The sequence below is a fragment of the Acidovorax sp. Root568 genome, assembly GCF_001427445.1.
GTDB classification, from domain to species: domain Bacteria; phylum Pseudomonadota; class Gammaproteobacteria; order Burkholderiales; family Burkholderiaceae_C; genus Acidovorax; species Acidovorax delafieldii.
This window is the reverse complement of sequence record NZ_LMGP01000016.1, coordinates 58774-78043: the sequence shown is the minus strand read 5'-3', so window position 1 is coordinate 78043 and position 19270 is coordinate 58774. Positions and strand designations below refer to the sequence as shown.

Here is a 19270-nt window from a genome sequence, read left to right as displayed (position 1 = left end):
GCACCGTCGAAACTGGTGGGGCCGATGCCAGAGACGCCAAGCAAGGGCCGCCCCGCAGCAAGGGCGTCGTCCCCCTGGGGGGAAGGCGCGCAGCGACTCAGGGGGCTTCTCTACCTCCGCATCTTGCGCCGCAGATCCAGCGTGAACGGAAACTCCCGGCTGCCCGGCAGCTCAATCGTCGCAGGCGGCACCGCCAGCCTGCCCGGCGTGTGGCCCATGCGCGAGAAGCGCGCCAGGCGGCGGCTTTCGGCCTCATACGCGTTGACCGGGAAGGTGTCGTAGTTGCGCCCACCCGGGTGGGCCACGTGGTACTGGCAGCCGCCGAGCGAGCGGTTCATCCAGGTGTCCACGATGTCGAACGTGAGCGGCGCATGGGCGCCAATGGTCGGGTGCAGGGCCGAGGGCGGGTTCCAGGCCTTGTAGCGCACACCCGCCACAAATTCACCGGTGGTGCCCGTGCTTTGCAGCGGCAGCGGCTGGCCGTTGACGGTGACCACATGGCGGCTTTCGTTCATGCCCGTCACGCGCACCTCGATGCGCTCCAGCGACGAGTCCACATAGCGCACGGTGCCCCCGGCTGAGCCTTCCTCGCCCATCACATGCCAGGGCTCCAGCGCGTTGCGCAGGGTCAGCTCCACACCCATCGATTGGACGGTGCCGACCATGGGGAAGCGGAACTCGAACTGCGGTGCAAACCAGGCTGCGTCAAACGCGTAGCCTGCGGCGTTCATCTCGGCCACGACGTCGTGCATGTCCTGCTGGATGAAGGTGGGCAGCATCCAGCGGTCGTGCAGCTCGGTGCCCCAGCGGGCGGCGGGCGCGCGGTAGGGCGTCTTCCAGAAGCGGGCGATCAGGGCGCGCAGCAGCAGCTGCTGCACCACGCTCATGTGGGCGTGGGGCGGCATCTCAAAGGCGCGCAGCTCCAGCAGGCCCAGGCGGCCGGTGCTGCTGTCGGGCGAGAACATCTTGTCGATGGAAAACTCGCTGCGGTGGGTGTTGCCCGTCACGTCCACCAGGATGTTGCGCAGTGTGCGGTCCACCAGCCAGGGCGGCATGTCCTGGCCATAGGTTGCGCGGTTGGTTTCGATCTCGCGCAGTGCGATCTCCAGCTCATACAGCTGGTCGTTGCGCGCCTCGTCCACGCGCGGCGACTGGCTGGTGGGGCCGATGAACAGGCCGCTGAACAGATAGCTCAGGCTGGGGTGGTTGTGCCAGTAGAGCAGCAGGCTGGCCAGCAGCTCAGGCTTGCGCAAGAACGGCGAGTCGGCCGGTGTGGCGCCGCCCATCACAAAGTGGTTGCCGCCACCGGTGCCGGTGTGGCGGCCATCGGTCATGAACTTCTCGGCCGACAGGCGCGTCTCCCACGCGGCCTGGTACAGAAACTCGGTGTGCTGCACCAGCTCCTTCCAATGGCTGGCGGGGTGGATGTTCACTTCGATCACGCCCGGGTCGGGCGTGACTGCCAGCACTTTGAGGCGCGCATCGCGCGGCGGCGGGTAGCCTTCCAGCACGATCTTCATGCCCAGCTCTTCGGCCGTGGCTTCGATGGCGGCCAGCAGGTCCAGGTAATCATGGAGGCGCGACAGCGGCGGCATGAAGACATAGAGCACGCCGTATTTCTCGCCCACCTTCTCGGCCTTGGGGCCGCTGGCGCGGCGCGGGTCGCGCACCTCCACGCACAGCGCCGTGCGCGACAGGCCTGCGGCCGACTGGAACTTGCCCGGGGGCTGCACGCCCGCATGCGGGTCGGGCTGACCGGACAGGCGCGCGTTATCACCACCCGCAGTGCTCTGCGTTACGCGCCGTGCCTCGCCCGGCGCGGTGGCGCCTGCCAGGTAGGGCAGGTCGCGGTCGCCAGTGACCGGGCCGGATGGCACGGAATATCGCGCCCGCAGCGTGGTGGCAGCGGCCAGCGGGCTCTGGGGCGCGGTCGGATCTTGCGGGATCAGGTGCTCGGTGTCTGATGCCTTCACCCAGGGCAGGGCGTCCAGCGGCAGGCGGTAGCCCATGGGCGAATCGCCGGGGATGAGCAGCATGCGGTCATCGCGGAAGAACCACGGCCCGGTACTCCACACGCTGCCCGCCAGCGTGCCCGCGCCTTCGCCTGCCTGCAGCGGCAGCACATAGCCCACCACGCTGTCGAGTTTTTGCTCGAACACGCGGCGCAGGCGTGCGCGCTCCAGCTCGTCGTCCAGACGTGCGTCAAACGGGTCCACGTTGACCGGCAGGCGCCGCTCGCGCCACAGGTAGTAGAAGGTGTCTTCATAACCGGGCTGGATGTAGCGGTCCGTCACGCCCAGCTTGCGCGTGAGGTGGCGCACAAAACGCTCGGCGTCGGCGCTGGTGTAGTGCGAGGGGTTGCGTTCGTCGGCAAACAGCGCGGGGTTCTGCCATGCGGGCTGGCCGTCGGCGCGCCAGCAGATCGACAGCGCCCAGCGCGGCAGCTGTTCGCCCGGGTACCACTTGCCCTGGCCAAAGTGCAGAAAGCCGCCCTGTCCATATTCGGCACGCAGCTTGTGCGTGAGTTCGGTGGCAAAGCCGCGTTTGGTGGGGCCCAGCGCGTCGGTGTTCCACTCGGGCGCGTCGCGGTCGCCCACGGCCACAAAGGTGGGCTCGCCGCCCATCGTCAGCCGCACGTCGCCCGCCACCAGGTCGGCGTCCACCTGCTCGCCCAGGGCCAGCACGGCCTGCCACTGGTCTTCGGTGTAGGGCTTGGTCACGCGGGGCGATTCGTAGATGCGCGTGACGCGCATCTCATGGCTGAACTCCACCTCGGCCTTGTCCACGCCGCCTTCAATCGGCGCGGCGCCCGAGGGCTGGGGTGTGCAGGCCAGCGGGATATGGCCCTCGCCCGCCATCAGGCCGCTGGTGGCATCCAGGCCGATCCAGCCTGCGCCGGGCAGGTAGACCTCGCACCAGGCGTGCAGGTCGGTGAAGTCGTGGTCGGTGCCGCTGGGGCCATCGAGCGCCTTCACATCGGGGGTGAGCTGGATCAGGTAGCCCGACACAAACCGCGCCGCCAGCCCCAGGTGGCGCAGCAGCTGCACCAGCAGCCAGCCCGAGTCGCGGCACGAGCCGCTGGCCTTTTGCAGCGTTTCCTCGGGTGTCTGCACGCCGGGCTCCAGGCGGATGAGGTAGCGGATGTCTTGCGATACCTGCTGGTTGAGCTTGACCAGGAAATCGATGGTGCGCTGCTTGCTGCGGTCCACCTTGTCCAGATAGGCCTGCACCAGCGGTGTCATCGGGTCGGTGGCCAGGTACGGTGCCAGCTCCTGCTGCACATCGCTGCTGTACTTGAACGGGATGTTCTCGGCCTCGGGCTCCAGGAAGAAGTCGAAGGGGTTGTACACCGCCATCTCCACCACCAGGTCCACCGTGACCTTGAACTCGCGCGTCTTCTCGGGGAAGACCAGCCGCGCCTGGTAGTTGGCAAACGGGTCCTGCTGCCAGTTGATGAAGTGCTGTGCAGGCTCGACCTTGAGCGAATACGAAATGACGTTGCTGCGGCAGTGGGGCGCAGGCCGCAATCGGATGGTCTGTGGCCCGAGGCCTACCAGCCGGTCGTATTGGTAATGCGTGACGTGGTGGAGCGCGGCGTGGATGGGCATATGCAGGCCATGCTAGCAAGTCCCGAGCCATCGCGGGCAACTATTCCGGGGGCGGTGACAAGCGGTCATCGGCTGTTCACAATGTGCGGTCCGCGCCCCGCTGCCGGGGCTGTCTCCCTTTTGCTGATTGCGCACCAACTTGGTGATGCCCTGATTCACCCATGTCCCATTCCCCCCAACTACTGCTCCTGCCGGGCCTGGCCGCCGATGAACGCATGTGGCGCGGCGTGCTGCCGCTACTGCCCGCCGCGCTGCGCCCCGAGGTCGCCACCGCCCACCAGGATGTGAACCTGCACCGCATCGAAGACTTTGCCGCACGCCTGCTGGCACAACACGCGGGGCCGCTGGTGCTGGCCGGTGCGTCGATGGGCGGCATGGTCGCCATGGAGGCCGCGCGCCAGGCGCCGCAGCGTGTGGCAGGGCTGGCGCTGCTGGGTACCACCGCGCGGCCCGAGACGCCCGACATGCGCGCCCTGCGCGAAGGCGCCATCGAACTGTTTGAACAGGGCCGCATGCGCGAGGTCATCGAGCCCAACGTGGCCCTGGCCTTCCACCCCGTGAACGCCGCCAACGCGGACCTGGTGCAGGCCTACCTGGACTTTGTGCTGGACGCGGGCGCCGACCACCTGGTGCGCCAGAACCGCGCCGTGATCCACCGCCCCGATGCGCGGTTGCACCTGCCCCAGCTGGCTTGCCCCGTGCTGGTGGTGTGTGGCGCGGCCGACCAGCTCACGCCGCCCGAATGCTCGGCAGAGATTGCGGCGCTGGTGCCCGGCGCCGAACACCACCTGCTGCCCTGCAGCGGCCACATGCTGACCATGGAGCAGCCCGAGGTGGTGACTGGCTTGCTGGTGCAGTGGCTGGCCTGCAACGGGTGGATTTGAATTGGTTAGAAGTCTTTTTGACAGGAAGCGCCAGTAGTACATGCCTGGGTAGCTATGGAAATGATAGCTAATCAGAACTCCAGGTTGTCGATCAGCCGCGTGCTGCCCAGCCGCGCTGCACCCAGCGCCACCAGCGTGCCTGCGGCATCGTCGGCCGTGGCGGGCAACAGGTCGGCCCGGCGGCGCACCGTGAGGTAGTCGGGCGCCCAGCCCCGGGCGCGCAGCGCGTCTTGCGCCTGGGTCTCCAGCGTGCTGCGGTCGCTGGCGTCCAGCCACTGCTGCGCCAGTCGCTTCAGGGCCTGCGACAGGGCCACGGCCTCCTGCCGTTCTTCGAGGCTCAGGTAGCCATTGCGCGAGCTCAGCGCCAGCCCGTCGGCCGCGCGGCAGGTCTCGCCCGCTACGACGTCAATGGGCAGCGCAAACTGCTGCACCATGTGGCGGATCACCATGAGCTGCTGGTAGTCCTTCTTGCCAAACACGGCCGTGCCGCCGGTCTGGCCCAGCACGCAGGCAAACAGCTTCATCACCACCGTGCTCACGCCCACAAAAAAGCCGGGGCGGAAATGGCCCTCCAGCATGTCGGCGAGCTGCGGGTCGGGGTGCACCTTGAAGGTCTGGGGCTCGGGGTACAGGTCCGTCTCGCGCGGGGCAAACAGCACATCGCAACCGGCGGCCTGCAGCTGCGCGCAGTCGGCCTCCCAGGTGCGCGGGTAGCTGTCAAAGTCCTCGTGCGGCAGAAACTGCAGGCGGTTCACAAAGATGCTGGCCACGGTCACATCGCCCAGGGGCTTGGCCTGGCGCACCAGGGCAATGTGCCCCTCATGCAGGTTGCCCATGGTGGGCACAAACGCAGGGCGGCGGTAGGGGGCCAGGGCCTGGCGCAGGTCGGCAACGGAGCGGGCAATCAGCATGGGGTCGGAGGGGTCAGAAGGAGAGAGGAAAAGGGCTCACCAGGCGTGCACAGCGTTGTCCGGGAAACGCCCTTGCTTCACGGACTGCACATACGCCTCCATGGCGCCGCGCACGCTGCCCGCGTCCTGCATGAAGTTGTGGACGAACTTCGGCATCTTCCCGAGGTTCATGCCCAGCATGTCGTGCAACACCAGCACCTGGCCGGCCGTGCCGTTGCCCGCGCCGATGCCGATGGTGTGGCAGTGCGGCAGCTCGGCCGTGATGTCGGCGGCCAGCGCTGCGGGCACCATCTCCAGCACCAGCATGGCGGCGCCTGCGTCCTGCAGCTCATGGGCCTCTTTGCGCAGCGTGCGGGCCGCGTCGTCGGTTTTGCCCTGCACGCGGTAGCCACCCAGCGCGTGCACCGTTTGTGGCGTCAGGCCCAGGTGGGCGCACACCGGCACGCCGCGCTGCACCAGGAATTCGACCGTGGCCGCCGTCCAGCCACCACCTTCGAGCTTGACCATGTGTGCACCCGCCTGCATCAGCACGCAGGCGCTGCGCAGCGCTTGTTCGCGGCTTTCGGCATAGGTGCCATAGGGCAGGTCGGCCACCAGCCAGGCCGTGCCCTGCACGCGGTGCAGGCCGCGCGCCACGCTGGCCGTGTGGTAGGCCATGGTGTCCAGCGTCACTCCCACCGTGCTGGGCAGGCCCTGGCACACCATGCCCAGCGAGTCGCCCACCAGAATGCATTCCACCCCCGCCGCATCGGCCACGGCCGCAAAGGTGGCGTCGTAGGCGGTGAGCATGGTGATCTTCTCGCCCGCCGCGCGCATCTGCGCCAGGCGCGGCAGGCTCACGGGGCGGCGCTGGGGCAGGGGCGATGCAGGCGGCAGCGTGCCGTAGGGCGTGGCGGAAACAGGGCTGGTGGCGGTCATGTAGAGCGGTGGAGCCAAAAAATTGCCGCGAGTCTATGCGACCAATACTGGGTGTACTTATTGGTTTTCAGCGCGGGCCCCAGGGGCCTGCGCTGGCACAGTGGCCTTTGCGTTCCCGGTATGCTCGCGGCCCATGACAGCTGCGACATATTCCGCACATTCCCCCGCAAAGACCCCCATGAGCGATACCGAAGTGAAGGCCCTGGCCCAGGCCGATGTGGCCCGCGCCCTGGCCGAAGACGTGGGCACCGGCGACCTCACCGCCGGCCTGATCGACCCCGCCCGCCGCGCCCGTGCGCGAATCCTGGCGCGCGAAGCTGCCGTGATCTGCGGCGCCCCCTGGGCCGAAGCCGCGCTGCGCGCCCTCGACCCCACGGTGCAGATCACCTGGCATGTGGCCGAGGGCCAGCGCTGCGCCCCCGACCAGGTGGTGCTGGAGCTTGAAGGCAATGCCCGCGCGCTGCTGAGCGCCGAGCGCACGGCACTCAACTTCCTGCAACTGCTGTCGGCCGTGGCCACCAAAACCCGCACCTATGTGGATGTGGTGGCTGGGACCCGCGCGCACATCGTGGACACGCGTAAGACCCTGCCCGGCCTGCGCCTGGCGCAAAAGTACGCCGTGCGCGTGGGCGGCGGCACCAACCACCGCATTGGCCTGCACGATGCGGTGCTGATCAAAGAGAACCACATTGCCGCTGCGGGAGGTGTGACCGCCGTGCTGCGCGCTGCCGACAAGGTGGCGTCTCAGGCAAAGTTCATCGAGATCGAAGTGGAAACCCTGGAGCAACTGGCCGAGGCGCTGAATGTGGGCGCCAAGATGGTGCTGCTGGACAACATGCCCCTGACCATGCTGCGCGAGGCCGTGCGCATCAACGCAGGTCGGGCGATTCTGGAGATCTCGGGCGGCGTCACGCTCGACGGCCTGCGCGAACTGGCCGAGACCGGCGTGGACCGCATCTCCATCGGCACGCTGACCAAGGACGTGAAGGCCACGGACTTTTCCATGCGCCTGCAGGAGCTGTCATGACCACCGCTGTACTGAACCGCATCGATGTGGAGTACGAGCAGCCGCTCGATACCGAGGAAGGCGCCGTCTGCTCCACCAAACACGCCTGGGCGCGTGTGCCGCCCGAACCTTCGCAGGCTGAGCGTGCCGCGCTCAAGGACAAGATCCGTCGCCTGCTCAAGGAAAAGAACGCGGTCATGGTGTCGCACTACTACGTGCACCCGGACCTGCAGGACCTGGCCGAGGAAACCGGCGGCCTGGTGAGCGACTCGCTGGAGATGGCCCGCTTTGGCCGCGACCACGCGGCGCAGACCCTGGTGGTGAGCGGCGTGCGGTTCATGGGCGAAACGGCCAAGATCCTGAGCCCGGAAAAGACCGTGCTCATGCCCGACCTGGACGCTACCTGCTCGCTGGACCTGGGCTGCCCCATCGACGAATTCAGCGCGTTCTGCGACCAGCACCCCGACCGCACTGTGGTGGTCTACGCCAACACCAGCGCGGCCGTGAAGGCGCGCGCGGACTGGCTCGTCACGTCGAGCTGCGCGCTCGACATCGTGAGCGCCCTCAAGGCCGCAGGCCAGAAGATCCTGTGGGCGCCCGACCGCCACCTGGGCGCCTACATCCAGCGTGAGACGGGCGCCGACATGGTGTTCTGGAACGGTGCCTGCATCGTGCACGACGAGTTCAAGGCGCTGGAGCTGGAGCTGCTCAAGCAGCAGCACCCGCATGCCAAGGTGCTGGTCCACCCCGAGAGCCCCGCCGACGTGGTGGCCCTGGCCGACGCCGTGGGCTCCACCAGCGCCATCCTCAAAGCCGCGCGCGAGATGGACGCCACCGAGTTCATCGTGGCCACCGACAACGGCATGATGCACAAGCTGCGCACGCTCAACGCCGGCAAGACCTTTTACGAAGCGCCCACGGCGGGCAACAGCGCCACCTGCAAGAGCTGCGCGCACTGCCCCTGGATGGCGATGAACGGCCTGGCCGATGTGGCCCGGGTGCTGGAGACCGGTGCGAACGCTGTGCACGTGGACCCTGCACTCATCCCGCGTGCGCGCCAGCCGATTGACCGCATGCTGGCCTTCACGGCGGCGCTCAGGAACGGTCAGCCCACCGGCGCACTGTTGCCCCACCTGGGCGCTGCCTGAGTGCGCACGACGCGTTGATGTTTGCTCATGTTTTGATAGCTACAGGCGCATGATCCACTAGCGCCTCCGCCTGCTTTGACTTCTAGTTGCCACATTGACTTCACCCAGCCGCTGAGCGCAGGCGCCGCGCGCCTGCGCCACCGTTTCGAGGCCCCGCGCGAGGTGCTGGTGGCCCAGGCACTGCACGAGGTGCGCGGTGTGCTCGACGCCGTGTTTGCCGCCGCACAGCAAGGACGCTGGTGCGTGGGCCATGTGCGCTACGAGGCCGCCCCGGCCTTCGATGCCGCATTGCAGACCCATGCGGCCGACGGCCCGCTGGCCTGGTTCGCCGTGTACGACGCGCCCCAGCCCGGGACCGACGACGCGGCGGATGCGGCGGCAGCGGCAACCCCAGCGCAGGTGGTGTGGGACGACAGCCCCGAGCGCGAGGCGTTTGACGCCGCACTGGCGCAGATCCAGCAGGCCATCGCGGCGGGCGAGCTGTACCAGGTCAACTACACCGCGCCCTTTCGCGGCACGCTGCAGGGCTCGCCGCAGGCCCTGTTTGCTGCACTGTTGCGCGCGCAGCCCGGGGGCTATGCCGCCTACCTGCAGGCGGGTGACGAGCAGGTGCTGTCGGTGTCGCCCGAGCTGTTTTTTGACTGGCTGGACGCGCCGGAAGGCGGCACCCTGCTGGCCCGCCCGATGAAGGGTACGGCCCCGCGCGGCGCCACCCCCGAGCAGGACGCGCAGCAGGCCGAGCACCTGCGCACGGCGCCCAAGGAGCGTGCCGAGAACGTGATGATCGTGGACCTGCTGCGCAACGACATGTCGCGCATTGCGCTGCCGCACAGCGTGCAGGTGCCTGCGCTGTTTGCCACGCAGGCCTTGCCCACGGTGTGGCAGATGACCTCGGACGTGACGGCGCGCACGCGGCCCGGCACCACGCTGACGGATGTGTTTGCGGCGCTGTTCCCTTGTGGCTCCGTCACGGGGGCGCCCAAGGTGCGCGCCATGCAGATGATCCGCGCGCTGGAGCCCGCGCCGCGCGGTGTGTATTGCGGCGCGGTAGGTGTGGTGCGGCCTGGCGGGGCGGCGGGGCCGGACGGCTTGCACCCGGTGGCGGCCACGTTCAATGTGCCCATCCGCACCGTGGTGCTGCGTGGCGTGGGTACGGGTGCCGGTGCGGAGGCCTCCCCCGGCGTTGCCAAAGCCACCTGCGGCATTGGCAGCGGCATCACCTCGGGTGCCGGGGCGGGTGCCGAATGGGCCGAGTGGCACCACAAGCGCGCCTTTGTCGAGCGGGCCAGCGCTCCGTTCGAGGTGCTCGAAACCCTGGGCCTGCACCACGGCAAATTCGTGCACGCCGACCAGCATGTGCGCCGCATGGGCGAGGCGGCCGCGCATTTCGGCTTTGTCTTCAACGCACATGCGGTGCGCCAGGAGCTGCAGATTGCCGCCCTGCAACACCGCGATGGCGACTGGCGGGTGCGCCTGCTGCTGGCGGCGGACGGCAGCGCACGCGCCGAGGCCTTTGCGCTGCAGACCACGGCAGTGCCTGTGCGCCTGCAACTGGCGCCGCGCCCCTTTGCGGCCGCACACAGCGAGTTTGTGCGCTACAAGACCACGCGGCGCGCGCACTACGCGGCGTTTGCACCCACCACCCTCGGCGTGTTCGACACGGTGCTGTGGAACGAGGCGGGCGAGATCACCGAAGGCACCTTCGGCAACATCGCCGCGCTCGTCGATGGGCGCTGGGTGACGCCGCCCCTGTCCTGCGGCCTGCTGCCCGGCGTGGGCCGCGCCGTGGCACTGCAGGACGGCCACGTGGTGGAGGCCGTGCTGCGCGTGGCCGACATTCCCCGCGTGCAAGGCTGGGCGTTCATCAACAGCCTGCGCGGCTGGCTGGACGCCACGCTGGACGCGTAGCCAGTCCTTTTTCTCGCAACCTCCCTGTTGGCGTCCCGCCCCCAGGTGTTTGGCGGTCGCCGCAGGGGCCGTTCAGCGCAGTGGATCAGGCCGCGGGTGTGTTGCCTTCGGTGGTCGTTCAGTCAGGGGGCCGAGCGTGCCAACGCGCATCCTGTGCATCAGGATGTGACGCTGCTTGCCCGGACTGTGGGTGCTTGCCATGGCGCCCGCACAGCCTGACCGCACCGGCCTGGCAAGGCCGGTTGCTGCGGTCTGGCAAATGCCCCCTTTTGCATCCCGCTACCTGCTGTGCGCTTGCTTACACCGCATCGCACCTGGCCCACAGGCCTATAGGACACGGCCTACAAAAAGCGCTGCGGTGCCCCTCGAACATGAACCCACACAAGACGCCTTTGCAGGCTTTGTGTGCCACCTTTGTTCAACCACTTCGACAGGAGCCACCATGTCTCAAAACAACCCGCAGAACCAGCCCAACATCCCTTCGTCTCAGCGCCAGTCGCCCGCCGGGCAGCAGCAGGCCGAGCAGAGCACGGGCGGCAACACCCACCGCCAGCAAGGTGCTCGCAACGACGCTGACACACACGCGCAGGGCCGCGACCAGAAGCAGCAAGGCAGCCGCGATTCGCACAAGAGCCAGCCCTGAGACCGGGCTGGCCACAACAGCATGTGGCCAGCCGCACCCTTCCATTCCTATTCACTTTCAACTTTTGATATTCCCATTGACCGCAAGGAGAACACCATGGGCTACAGAGACAGCGACGACAGCAACTTTTCCCGCCATGGCATGGGCCGCGATGCCGACGACATGCGCTTTACCGAGCGCGGTGACCACCAGGGCTACGGCAGCGAAGACCATCGCGGCAGCAGCCCTGGCGGTTACCGCCAGGAGTTCGAGAACCGCAATGACCGCAGCGACCGCTATGAGCAAGAACGCTATGGCCACGAACGTTATGGCCAGTACGGCCTGAACCGCAGCCGTGGCGAATCGCAGGGCTATCCGCGCTCGGGGCGCGAAGGTTTCGGCGCGCATGGGCCTCAGGGCCGCTCGGGCTACGACAACGGCCCCGGCCGTCAGCACCAGGCCTGGGGAGCCCCGTACGAGAGCCAGGGTTTTCGCGATGACGAAGGGCGCTTTGCCTCGCCCTATCGCGATGATGAACGCGGCCAGGGTGGCTATGGCAACGCCTATGGCTTCACCCGCAATGCACCGCCCGCCCAGCAGAGCCGGGGCCACCGCGATCCCGACTACCAGCAGTGGCGCGACGAGCAACTGCGCACGCTGGATGACGACTACGACAGCTGGCGCAAGGAGCGCTACCAGAAGTTCTCGGATGACTTCAGCCAGTGGCGCTCCAGCCGCACCAGCGGCAGTTCGGGTCAGCAGCAGCCCGGCCAGCAGAACCAGAAAGGTGCGGGCTCCCAGAGCGCATCCAGCACTGCGTCTGGCGGCAACCAGGGCAACACCGGCAAGTCCAAGGATGCCAGCTGACCGTTGCTGCGACTGACGCGGCCGGGCCGGGGCAGTGTGTACTGTCCCGGCCCGGTCGTTGAACTCGCCGTCCGTACCGCCGTGGGCGCACTGGCCTGGAAGCCCAGGCGCCCCTTTTTTGGCTCCGGTTTACCTGAAGCGCCTCTCGGCAGAAAGACATTCCGCTGTGACCGCCTCCGACCCCTTCGCTCCCGGCCACCAAGGGTGCGATCCATGCCTTTACCCAGGGGCTGGCGCATAACTTGCCGACCGGGGAATCCGCGTGAAAGCGGTGGCGCCTGGGCCGGTGTGGGCACCGCGGATCCCGGCGGAGCGCCCGGCCAAAGAGGTGGAAAAGGTTGGCGTCACAACACGTCTGGACTGCCCGATGCAACCCGAGGAGATTTCGCCCGCCGGCGTGTTCCTGGCGGCCCCGTGTTGCTCCAGCTACATCACGGGCATCCTGCAGCCGATCACCGGCAACGCAGGCGACGGGGCCTGAGGCGGGGGGCAGGAGCGCAGCGTCAGAGCCGCTCTTTGGCGTACGAGCCCCGGTCCATATCGACGATCTCCACGCTCAATTGCACCATCACGCCCTGGGGCTTGGGGGTGCGCTCGCGCAGTACCGCGGCAATGAGGTCGGACAGCTCCTTCTTGGCCTCGGGCGTGCGGCCTGACAGCAGGCGCAGTTGTGCGTGCACAAAGGCGCGGTTGGCGGGCGCGATGCCGATCTCGAAGCTGTCGGCCACGATGAAGCGCGTCTTCAGGTCGGCCTCGTCCTGCACCTGGGGATGTGCGCACAGGGCGGAGTTCAGGGCCGTCAAGGTTTCGGCTTCGGGGTAGTGGGGCAGGTTGGCCGAGTATTCGATGGTCAGGTGGGGCATGGAATCGTCTCGCTGGAAGGATAGGGGAGGGCCTGCATTGGCAGGGCGCCTGGGCTGTGCATGGTACTGCGGCTTGTCAGCGACTCATCAACGGTGTCGCCAGCGCATGCAGCGCGGCCAGCAGTTGCGCCACATCGTCGGTGGTGTGCGCGGCGGACAGCGCAATGCGCAGCCGCGCCGTGCCCGCTGGCACGGTGGGCGGGCGGATGGCAGGCACCCACAGTCCTTTGGCGCGCAGGCCTTCCATCACCGCCAGCGCCGCTTCGTTGCTGCCGATGATCAGGGCCTGCACGGGGGTGTGCGACGGCAGCAGGTGCCAGCCCAGCGATGCAGGCAATGTGGACAGGCCTTGGCGCAGTTGCGCGATGAGTCCGTCCAGATGTGCACGCCGGTCGTCGGCCGCCTCCATGATCCGCAGGCTTTGGCGCAGTGCGCTCGCCAGCAGCGGTGGCGCGGCGGTGGCAAAGATGTAGGTGCGCGTTTTTTGCAGCAGCCATTCGATGAGGGCTGCATCGCCGGCCACAAAAGCGCCCGCCACGCCCGCTGCCTTGCCCAGCGTGGCCATGTACAGCACGCGGTGCGAGGCGTGGGGGCTCGTCAGCCCCGCCTGTGCCAGGCTGCCGCGCCCCTGGGGGCCCAGCACGCCAAAGCCGTGGGCATCGTCCAGCAACAACAGCGCGTCGTAGCGCTCACACAGCGCGAGCAGGGCTGGGATGTCGATGAGATCGCCGTCCATGCTGAACACCGCATCGCTGATCACCAGCTTGCGCCGAGCGGGGCTGGCGGCAAGCTGCGCTTCCAGCGCTGCCAGGTCGGCGTGGGGATAGCGGTGGATGGTGGCGCGCGACAGTCGGGCACCGTCGATCAGGCAGGCGTGGTTGAGTGCATCGGAGAACAGCGCATCGCCGTCACCCACCAGCGCGGGGATGATGCCGGTGTTGGTGGCATAGCCCGCGTAGAAGTACAGGGCCCGGGGCAGTTGTACATAGGCCGCCAGATCGTGCTCCAGCGCATCGTTGGCAGCGCTGTGGCCGCTGACCAGCGGCGAGCCGCCCGAGCCCACGCCATAGTGGTGTGTGGCCTCGCGCGCGGCTTCGGCCAGCGCAGGGTGGCCGGCCAGGCCCAGGTAGTCGTTGCTGCAAAAGGCCAGCATGGGCCGGCCGTCCACCAGCAGGCGGGCACCGCCGGCGGGCTGCACCACACGGCGGCGGCGCAGCAGGTGGGCGCGTTCGATGTCGGCCAGGCGCGCGGGGATCTCGTCGAGCCACGACGTTTGTGGTGCCGTGGCGCTTGTCATCGCCAGTCCTTGGGCAAATCAAACACCAGGCTGCCGGGTTCGGGTAGCTCCTGGTGCGGCACATCGGCCAGCAGCGGTGCACCCAGCCGGGTGCGCAGGTAGGCAATGTTGTCCTCCACCGCCTCCATGTCGGGGTCCACGCGGTTGGCCACCCAGCCCGCCAGCGTGAGGCCCCGCGCACGGATGGCCTCGGCGGTCAGCAACGCATGGTTCAGGCAGCCCAGCCGCAAACCCACCACCAGCACCACCGGCAAGGCCAGGGCCTGGGCAAGGTCTGCGCCAGTCAGCGTATCGGTGAGCGGCACATGAAAGCCGCCTGCTCCTTCCACCACCACGGCGTCGGCCTGAGCGGCCAGCGTTTGGTAGCTGGCGACGATGGCAGCGATGTCGATCTGCACACCCGCCCGCGCCGCGGCGATGTGGGGCGAGAGCGGGTCGGGCAGTAGCACGGGGTTGTCCAGCGATGGCGGCACGGCCAGGGTAGAGGCCGAGCGCAGCGCAATCGCGTCTTCACTGGCCCAGTCGTCCCCCCAGGGCACCAGGCCAGCCGCCACGGGCTTCATGCCCACCACGCGGCGGTGGTGGCGCGCCAGAGCGTGTAGCAGCCCGGCGGACACCAGCGTCTTGCCGACACCGGTGTCGGTGCCGGTCACAAAACATCCCATCATCAACTTTCCTCCTGCAGGGTGGCGTTCAGCGCATCAAGCGCGCCGCTGGCAAGGCACTGGACGGCCTCGTCGTCGAGCGCATAGGGCGGCATGGCGTACAGCGTTTTGCCAATGGGTCGCAGTACCAATCCGCGTGCCATGGCGTGCTGGTGGTAACGGCGCGCAAAGTCGGGCAGGGTAGTGTCTACATCCCAGGCCCAGATCATTCCCAGCCGCCGTGTATACCGCACACGCGGGTGCTGCGTGAGGGGTGCACAGGCCACATCGATGCGCTGCGCCAGTGCCTTGTTGGTTTTCAGTGCATCCAGTTGCTCAAACAGTTCCAGCGTGGCCAGCGCCGCGCGGCAGGCCAGCGGGTTGCCGGTGTAGGAGTGCGAATGCAGAAAGCCCCGCGCCACATCGTCGTCGTAGAACGCGGCGTACACCGCATCGGTGGTGAGCACGGCCGACAGCGGCAGTGTGCCGCCCGTGAGGCCTTTGGACAGGCAAATGAAATCCGGCCGGATTCCGGCCTGCTGGTGGGCGAACATGGTGCCCGTGCGGCCAAAGCCCACGGCGATTTCGTCTACCACCAGGTGCACCTCGTAGCGGCTGCACAGCGCACGTGCCAGGCGCAGGTATTCGGGGTCGTGCATCGCCATGCCGGCCGCGCATTGCACCAGGGGCTCGACGATGAGTGCAGCTGTGGTGGCATGGTGCTTCTGCAGCCATGCTTCCAGCGCGGCAGCGGCGCGTCGGGCCACGTCCTGGGCGGTCTCCCCCGGTGCCGCACCGCGTGCATCAGGGCTGGGCACGGTGTCGGCCAGGCGCACCAGCGGCGCATAGGCTTCGCGAAAGATCGCAATGTCGGTCACGGCCAGCGCGCCCACGGTTTCGCCGTGGTAGCCACCGGCCAGACCCACAAAGCGGCTCTTGGCAGGGCGACCGGTGTTGCGCCAGTAGTGCGCGCTCATCTTCAGGGCGATCTCGGTGGCGGCTGCGCCGTCGCTGCCGTAGAACGCATGGCCCAGGCCGGTGAGGGCGGCCAGGCGCTCGGACAGCTCCACCACGGGCGCATGGGTGAAGCCCGCCAGCATCACATGGTCCAGCTGGCCCAACTGGTCCACCAGCGCGGCCTGGATGTGTGGGTGGCTGTGGCCGAACAGGTTGACCCACCAGGAGCTGATGCCGTCCAGGTAGCGCTTCCCATCGGTGCCGTAGAGCCACGGGCCCCGCGCGCGGGCAATCGCCACGGGAGGCTGGGCCTCGTGCCGCTTCATCTGGGTGCACGGGTGCCAAACGGCAGCCAGGCTGCGGGCCACCAGAGCGTCATGGGTCGGCGCCATCGTTACAGGGCCTGCGTGGGCACTGCGTGGCGCAGTTCCGTCTGGCGGTTGTGGTCGTCCACAAACACCAGTTGCGGCTGGTGCGTGACCACCTGGTCTTCGTGCACCTGGGCGAAGGCCGCAATGATGATGAGATCGCCCACTGCAGCACGGCGTGCGGCCGAGCCGTTCACCGAGATCATGCCGCTGCCGCGCTGGCCCTTGATGGCATAGGTGACAAAGCGCTCGCCGTTGTTGATGTTCCAGATGTGGATCTGCTCGTTCTCTGCGATGTTGGCGGCGTCCAGCAGGTCTTCGTCGATGGCGCAGGAGCCTTCGTAGTGCAGCTCGCACTGGGTCACGGCCACGCGGTGGATCTTGGATTTGAGCAGGGTGCGGAACATCGGGCTTCCTTGGGTGAAGTCTGTGAACTTGTGGAGGGTGGCCTGCCGGTGGCAGGGCCATGGCCGGTCAGGGCTGTGGAAAGTCCAGCGCGCAGCTGTCGCCCAGCGCCTCGCGCCACACGCGCACGCGGCTCAGGCTGGCGCGCAGGTCGGCGGGCAGTGCCTGGGCGATGAACAGGCACAGGTTCTCCAGCGTGGGTGTGCCCAGGCCGGGCACCTCGTCGAGCATGTGGTGGTCCAGCTGCTCGCGCACCACGGCCAGGCCCTGGCGCAGCAGGCCCAGGTCCAGCACCATGCCTGTGGCGGGGTCGCGCGGGCCGGTCAGGAACACTTCGGCGTGGTAGGTGTGGCCGTGTACGCGACGGCTGCCTTCGGCCTCGATCTCGCGGCGCAGGGTGTGGGCGGCGTCGAAGAAAAAGCGCTGGGAGATGGTGAACAACATACGGGAACCAGAAAAGAAAACCGCGTCACCGGATGCCGGTGAGCTTGTGGGTTTGCAGGCTCAATCGCCATGCAGGGTGGGCCAGGCAGGCGTCAATGCAGGCAGCAGTGTTCTGGCGCTGCAGCAGACCGTCCATGGGCTGCAGAAAGCGGTGGGTGAACTGCGTGTCCTGCTCCAGCGCCTGCAGGTCAAAGCCGGGCTGGGGCCAGACCAGTTTCAACTCCTGCCCGCTGCGCTGCACCCACGGGGCACCGGCCTTGGGGCTGATGCACAACCAGTCGATGCCCTCGGGGGCGGCAACCGTACCGTTGCTTTCGACGGCGATGCGGAACTGCTGGGCGTGCAGCGCGTCGATCAGCGCCGCATCGACCTGCAGCAGGGGCTCGCCACCGGTCAGCACCACCAGGCGGTGGCCCGCGCCTGCAGGCCATTGGGCGGCGATCAGCTCAGCGAGTGCCGTGGCCGTTTCGAACTTGCCGCCCAGCGTGCCGTCGGTGCCCACAAAGTCGGTGTCGCAGAACTGGCAGATGGCCTGCGCGCGGTCCTGCTCGCGGCCCGTCCAGAGGTTGCAGCCTGCAAAACGGCAGAACACGGCGGGCGTGCCCGCCTGGCCGCCTTCGCCTTGCAGGGTGTAGAAAATTTCTTTGACGCTATATGTCATGAGTGTCCTTGCGCGTGGTGTGCTGAGGCATCAGCCCATACAACTGGCGCGGCCAGGGCGAGGGACACCGAGCAAGGGCCGTCCCGCAGTGAGGGTGTCGTCCCCCTTGAGGGGGAAGGCGCGAAGCGACTCAGGGGGTGTTTCATTTCACCGGTGGAACAAGGATGGTGGGGGCGGCAGGCGCTGCCACCTCGGGGTAGTCGCGGCTGAAATGCAGGCCCCGGCTTTCGCGGCGCAGCTGGGCGCTTTTCACGATGAGGTCGGCCACCTGCACCAGGTTGCGCAGCTCCAGCAGGTCGCGCGTGACGTGGAAGTGTGCGTAGAACTCCTGGATCTCGCCCTGCAGCATCGCAATGCGGTGCGCGGCGCGCTCCAGGCGCTTGTTGGTGCGCACGATGCCCACGTAGTCCCACATGAAGCGGCGCAGCTCGTCCCAGTTGTGGGAGATGACGACGGATTCATCCGCATCGGTCACGCGGCTGTCGTCCCAGGCGGGCACGGTGGGCAGTTCTGTGGTCGGCGCTGCGGCGATGGCCTGCGCGGCGGCGCGTGCAAACACCATGCATTCGAGCAGCGAGTTGCTGGCCAGGCGGTTGGCGCCGTGCAGGCCGGTGCAGGCCACCTCGCCCACGGCGTATAGGCCGGGCAGGTCGGTGCGGCCCGCCAGGTCGGTCAGCACGCCGCCACAGGTGAAGTGGGCGGTGGGCACCACCGGGATGGGCTCCTTCGTGATGTCGATGCCCAGCGACGCGCAGTGGGCCAGGATGTTGGGGAAGTGCTCTTGCAAAAACGCGGGGCTCTGGTGCGAGATGTCGAGGTGCACGCAATCGAGGCCGTGTTTTTTCATCTCGAAGTCGATGGCGCGGGCCACCACGTCGCGCGGGGCCAGTTCGGCGCGCGGGTCGTGGTCGAGCATGAAGCGCGTGCCACCCGCCGAGGGGGGCAGCAGCAGCTTGCCACCCTCGCCGCGCACCGCCTCGCTGATGAGGAAGGATTTTTCGTGCGGGTGGTACAGGCCCGTGGGGTGGAACTGGATGAATTCCATGTTCGCTACGCGGCAGCCCGCGCGCCAGGCGGCTGCAATGCCGTCGCCCGTGGCGGTGTCGGGGTTGGTGGTGTACAGGTACACCTTGCCTGCGCCGCCCGTGGCCAGGATGGTTTGTTGCGCGCGGAAGGTGACGACCTCGTCGGTGTCGCTGTCCAGCGCATACAGCCCCAGGCAGCGGTTACCCGGCAAGCCCAGCTTGCGCGTGGTGATCAGGTCCACCAGCGTGTGGTGCTCGAACAGCGTGATGCCGGGCGTGGCGCGCACCACGTCGATCAGCGTGCGCTGCACGGCCGCGCCGGTGGCGTCGGTTACGTGGGCAATGCGGCGCGCGCTGTGGCCGCCTTCGCGCGTGAGGTGCAACTGGTCGCCTTCGAGCGTGAAGGGCACGCCCAGCTGGCGCAGCCAGGCGATCGATGCGGGTGCGTTTTCCACCACAAAGCGCGTGGTGGCCAGGTCGCACAGGCCTGCGCCGGCCACCAGCGTGTCTTCGATGTGGGCAGCAAAGCTGTCGTCGTCGGCCAGCACGGCGGCAATACCGCCCTGGGCCCAGCCGCTCGATCCATCTTGCAGCGTGCGCTTGGTGATGACGGCCACGCGGTGGGTGGGCGCCAGGTGCAGGGCGGCCGAGAGGCCGGCGAGGCCGCTGCCTACGATGAGAACGTCGAAGTCGTGGGATGCCATGGCTTGCGTGTGAAGGGGGTAATGCCACGG

17 protein-coding genes and 1 pseudogene are annotated in these 19270 nt (G+C 68.0%); 7 read left to right on the top strand and 11 right to left on the bottom strand.

The window, feature by feature from the left end:
• Positions 1–110: 110 nt before the first annotated feature.
• The gene (locus tag ASD75_RS14940) at positions 111–3608 is read right to left on the bottom strand and encodes a DUF2126 domain-containing protein (RefSeq protein WP_056746786.1); all 3498 of its coding nucleotides are present in this window, start codon (positions 3606–3608) and stop codon (positions 111–113) included.
• A gap of 161 nt (positions 3609–3769) precedes the next feature.
• Between ASD75_RS14940 and ASD75_RS14935 the strand changes: the two genes are divergently transcribed.
• Positions 3770–4492: an alpha/beta fold hydrolase gene (locus ASD75_RS14935; RefSeq protein ID WP_056746785.1), complete on the top strand. Its 723-nt coding sequence runs from the start codon at positions 3770–3772 to the stop codon at positions 4490–4492.
• 71 nt (positions 4493–4563) lie between these two features.
• Here the strand turns inward: ASD75_RS14935 and panC are convergent, their stop codons facing one another.
• Positions 4564–5403 (bottom strand): pantoate--beta-alanine ligase, encoded by an 840-nt coding sequence (panC, locus tag ASD75_RS14930; protein WP_056746784.1) that lies wholly within the window; start codon positions 5401–5403, stop codon positions 4564–4566.
• Between the two features lie 36 nt (positions 5404–5439).
• Positions 5440–6321 carry a 3-methyl-2-oxobutanoate hydroxymethyltransferase gene (panB, locus tag ASD75_RS14925; protein ID WP_056746783.1) on the bottom strand — a complete coding sequence of 294 codons (882 nt, stop codon included), beginning with the start codon at positions 6319–6321 and terminating at the stop codon, positions 5440–5442.
• Positions 6322–6499: 178 nt separating this feature from the next.
• Here panB and nadC point away from each other — a divergent pair, with 178 nt between their 5' ends.
• From nadC to ASD75_RS23400, 6 genes and pseudogenes are all read left to right on the top strand, one after another.
• Complete coding sequence (nadC, locus tag ASD75_RS14920; protein WP_056746782.1) at positions 6500–7348, top strand: carboxylating nicotinate-nucleotide diphosphorylase; 849 nt, start codon at positions 6500–6502, stop codon at positions 7346–7348.
• Positions 7345–8475 carry a quinolinate synthase NadA gene (nadA, locus tag ASD75_RS14915; protein ID WP_056746781.1) on the top strand — a complete coding sequence of 377 codons (1131 nt, stop codon included), beginning with the start codon at positions 7345–7347 and terminating at the stop codon, positions 8473–8475. The genes nadC and nadA overlap by 4 nt, the downstream gene beginning before the upstream one ends.
• A gap of 75 nt (positions 8476–8550) precedes the next feature.
• Entirely contained in the window at positions 8551–10383 is a 1833-nt protein-coding gene (locus tag ASD75_RS14910) for a chorismate-binding protein (RefSeq protein WP_056746780.1), read from the top strand.
• A gap of 442 nt (positions 10384–10825) precedes the next feature.
• Positions 10826–11026: a hypothetical protein gene (locus ASD75_RS14905; protein ID WP_056746779.1), complete on the top strand. Its 201-nt coding sequence runs from the start codon at positions 10826–10828 to the stop codon at positions 11024–11026.
• A gap of 96 nt (positions 11027–11122) precedes the next feature.
• A complete protein-coding gene (locus ASD75_RS14900; RefSeq protein WP_056746778.1) occupies positions 11123–11872 on the top strand; it encodes a hypothetical protein in 750 nt (249 codons plus the stop codon).
• A 194-nt stretch (positions 11873–12066) separates the two neighbouring features.
• Positions 12067–12353 (top strand): annotated as a pseudogene (locus ASD75_RS23400) (SDR family oxidoreductase); the annotation flags it as partial.
• Between the two features lie 22 nt (positions 12354–12375).
• On the opposite strand, the gene ASD75_RS14895 reads toward ASD75_RS23400, so the two are convergent.
• The 8 genes from ASD75_RS14895 to nadB form a co-directional block, all read right to left on the bottom strand.
• A complete protein-coding gene (locus ASD75_RS14895) occupies positions 12376–12735 on the bottom strand; it encodes a 5-carboxymethyl-2-hydroxymuconate Delta-isomerase (protein ID WP_056058553.1) in 360 nt (119 codons plus the stop codon).
• Positions 12736–12811: 76 nt separating this feature from the next.
• On the bottom strand, positions 12812–14032 hold the full coding sequence (gene bioF, locus ASD75_RS14890) for an 8-amino-7-oxononanoate synthase (protein ID WP_056058556.1): 1221 nt from the start codon (positions 14030–14032) through the stop codon (positions 12812–12814).
• Entirely contained in the window at positions 14029–14700 is a 672-nt protein-coding gene (bioD, locus tag ASD75_RS14885; protein WP_056058559.1) for a dethiobiotin synthase, read from the bottom strand. The genes bioF and bioD overlap by 4 nt, the downstream gene beginning before the upstream one ends.
• A complete protein-coding gene (gene bioA / locus ASD75_RS14880) occupies positions 14700–16025 on the bottom strand; it encodes an adenosylmethionine--8-amino-7-oxononanoate transaminase (protein WP_056746777.1) in 1326 nt (441 codons plus the stop codon). Before bioA ends, bioD begins: the two co-directional genes overlap by 1 nt.
• 2 nt (positions 16026–16027) lie before the next feature.
• Entirely contained in the window at positions 16028–16408 is a 381-nt protein-coding gene (gene panD, locus ASD75_RS14875; protein ID WP_056746776.1) for an aspartate 1-decarboxylase, read from the bottom strand.
• 67 nt (positions 16409–16475) lie between these two features.
• Positions 16476–16850, bottom strand: coding sequence for a 6-carboxytetrahydropterin synthase (locus ASD75_RS14870; protein WP_056058569.1), 375 nt, complete (start codon positions 16848–16850; stop codon positions 16476–16478).
• A gap of 25 nt (positions 16851–16875) precedes the next feature.
• Positions 16876–17511: a 7-carboxy-7-deazaguanine synthase gene (gene queE, locus ASD75_RS14865; protein ID WP_056746775.1), complete on the bottom strand. Its 636-nt coding sequence runs from the start codon at positions 17509–17511 to the stop codon at positions 16876–16878.
• 142 nt (positions 17512–17653) lie between these two features.
• Complete coding sequence (nadB, locus tag ASD75_RS14860) at positions 17654–19240, bottom strand: L-aspartate oxidase (protein WP_056746774.1); 1587 nt, start codon at positions 19238–19240, stop codon at positions 17654–17656.
• Between the last annotated feature and the right edge of the window lie 30 nt (positions 19241–19270).

What these genes read in the sequence shown, in the direction of transcription:
- nadC (WP_056746782.1), top strand. Translation starts at nt 6,500, where the DNA reads ATGAGCGATACCGAAGTGAAGGCCCTGGCCCAGGCCGATGTGGCCCGC.
- ASD75_RS14940 (WP_056746786.1), bottom strand. Translation starts at nt 3,608, where the DNA reads ATGCCCATCCACGCCGCGCTCCACCACGTCACGCATTACCAATACGAC.
- nadA (WP_056746781.1), top strand. Translation starts at nt 7,345, where the DNA reads ATGACCACCGCTGTACTGAACCGCATCGATGTGGAGTACGAGCAGCCG.
- ASD75_RS14895 (WP_056058553.1), bottom strand. Translation starts at nt 12,735, where the DNA reads ATGCCCCACCTGACCATCGAATACTCGGCCAACCTGCCCCACTACCCC.
- queE (WP_056746775.1), bottom strand. Translation starts at nt 17,511, where the DNA reads ATGACATATAGCGTCAAAGAAATTTTCTACACCCTGCAAGGCGAAGGC.
- bioD (WP_056058559.1), bottom strand. Translation starts at nt 14,700, where the DNA reads ATGATGGGATGTTTTGTGACCGGCACCGACACCGGTGTCGGCAAGACG.
- panB (WP_056746783.1), bottom strand. Translation starts at nt 6,321, where the DNA reads ATGACCGCCACCAGCCCTGTTTCCGCCACGCCCTACGGCACGCTGCCG.
- ASD75_RS14905 (WP_056746779.1), top strand. Translation starts at nt 10,826, where the DNA reads ATGTCTCAAAACAACCCGCAGAACCAGCCCAACATCCCTTCGTCTCAG.
- panD (WP_056746776.1), bottom strand. Translation starts at nt 16,408, where the DNA reads ATGTTCCGCACCCTGCTCAAATCCAAGATCCACCGCGTGGCCGTGACC.
- ASD75_RS14935 (WP_056746785.1), top strand. Translation starts at nt 3,770, where the DNA reads ATGTCCCATTCCCCCCAACTACTGCTCCTGCCGGGCCTGGCCGCCGAT.
- bioF (WP_056058556.1), bottom strand. Translation starts at nt 14,032, where the DNA reads ATGACAAGCGCCACGGCACCACAAACGTCGTGGCTCGACGAGATCCCC.
- ASD75_RS14870 (WP_056058569.1), bottom strand. Translation starts at nt 16,850, where the DNA reads ATGTTGTTCACCATCTCCCAGCGCTTTTTCTTCGACGCCGCCCACACC.
- ASD75_RS14900 (WP_056746778.1), top strand. Translation starts at nt 11,123, where the DNA reads ATGGGCTACAGAGACAGCGACGACAGCAACTTTTCCCGCCATGGCATG.
- bioA (WP_056746777.1), bottom strand. Translation starts at nt 16,025, where the DNA reads ATGGCGCCGACCCATGACGCTCTGGTGGCCCGCAGCCTGGCTGCCGTT.
- panC (WP_056746784.1), bottom strand. Translation starts at nt 5,403, where the DNA reads ATGCTGATTGCCCGCTCCGTTGCCGACCTGCGCCAGGCCCTGGCCCCC.
- nadB (WP_056746774.1), bottom strand. Translation starts at nt 19,240, where the DNA reads ATGGCATCCCACGACTTCGACGTTCTCATCGTAGGCAGCGGCCTCGCC.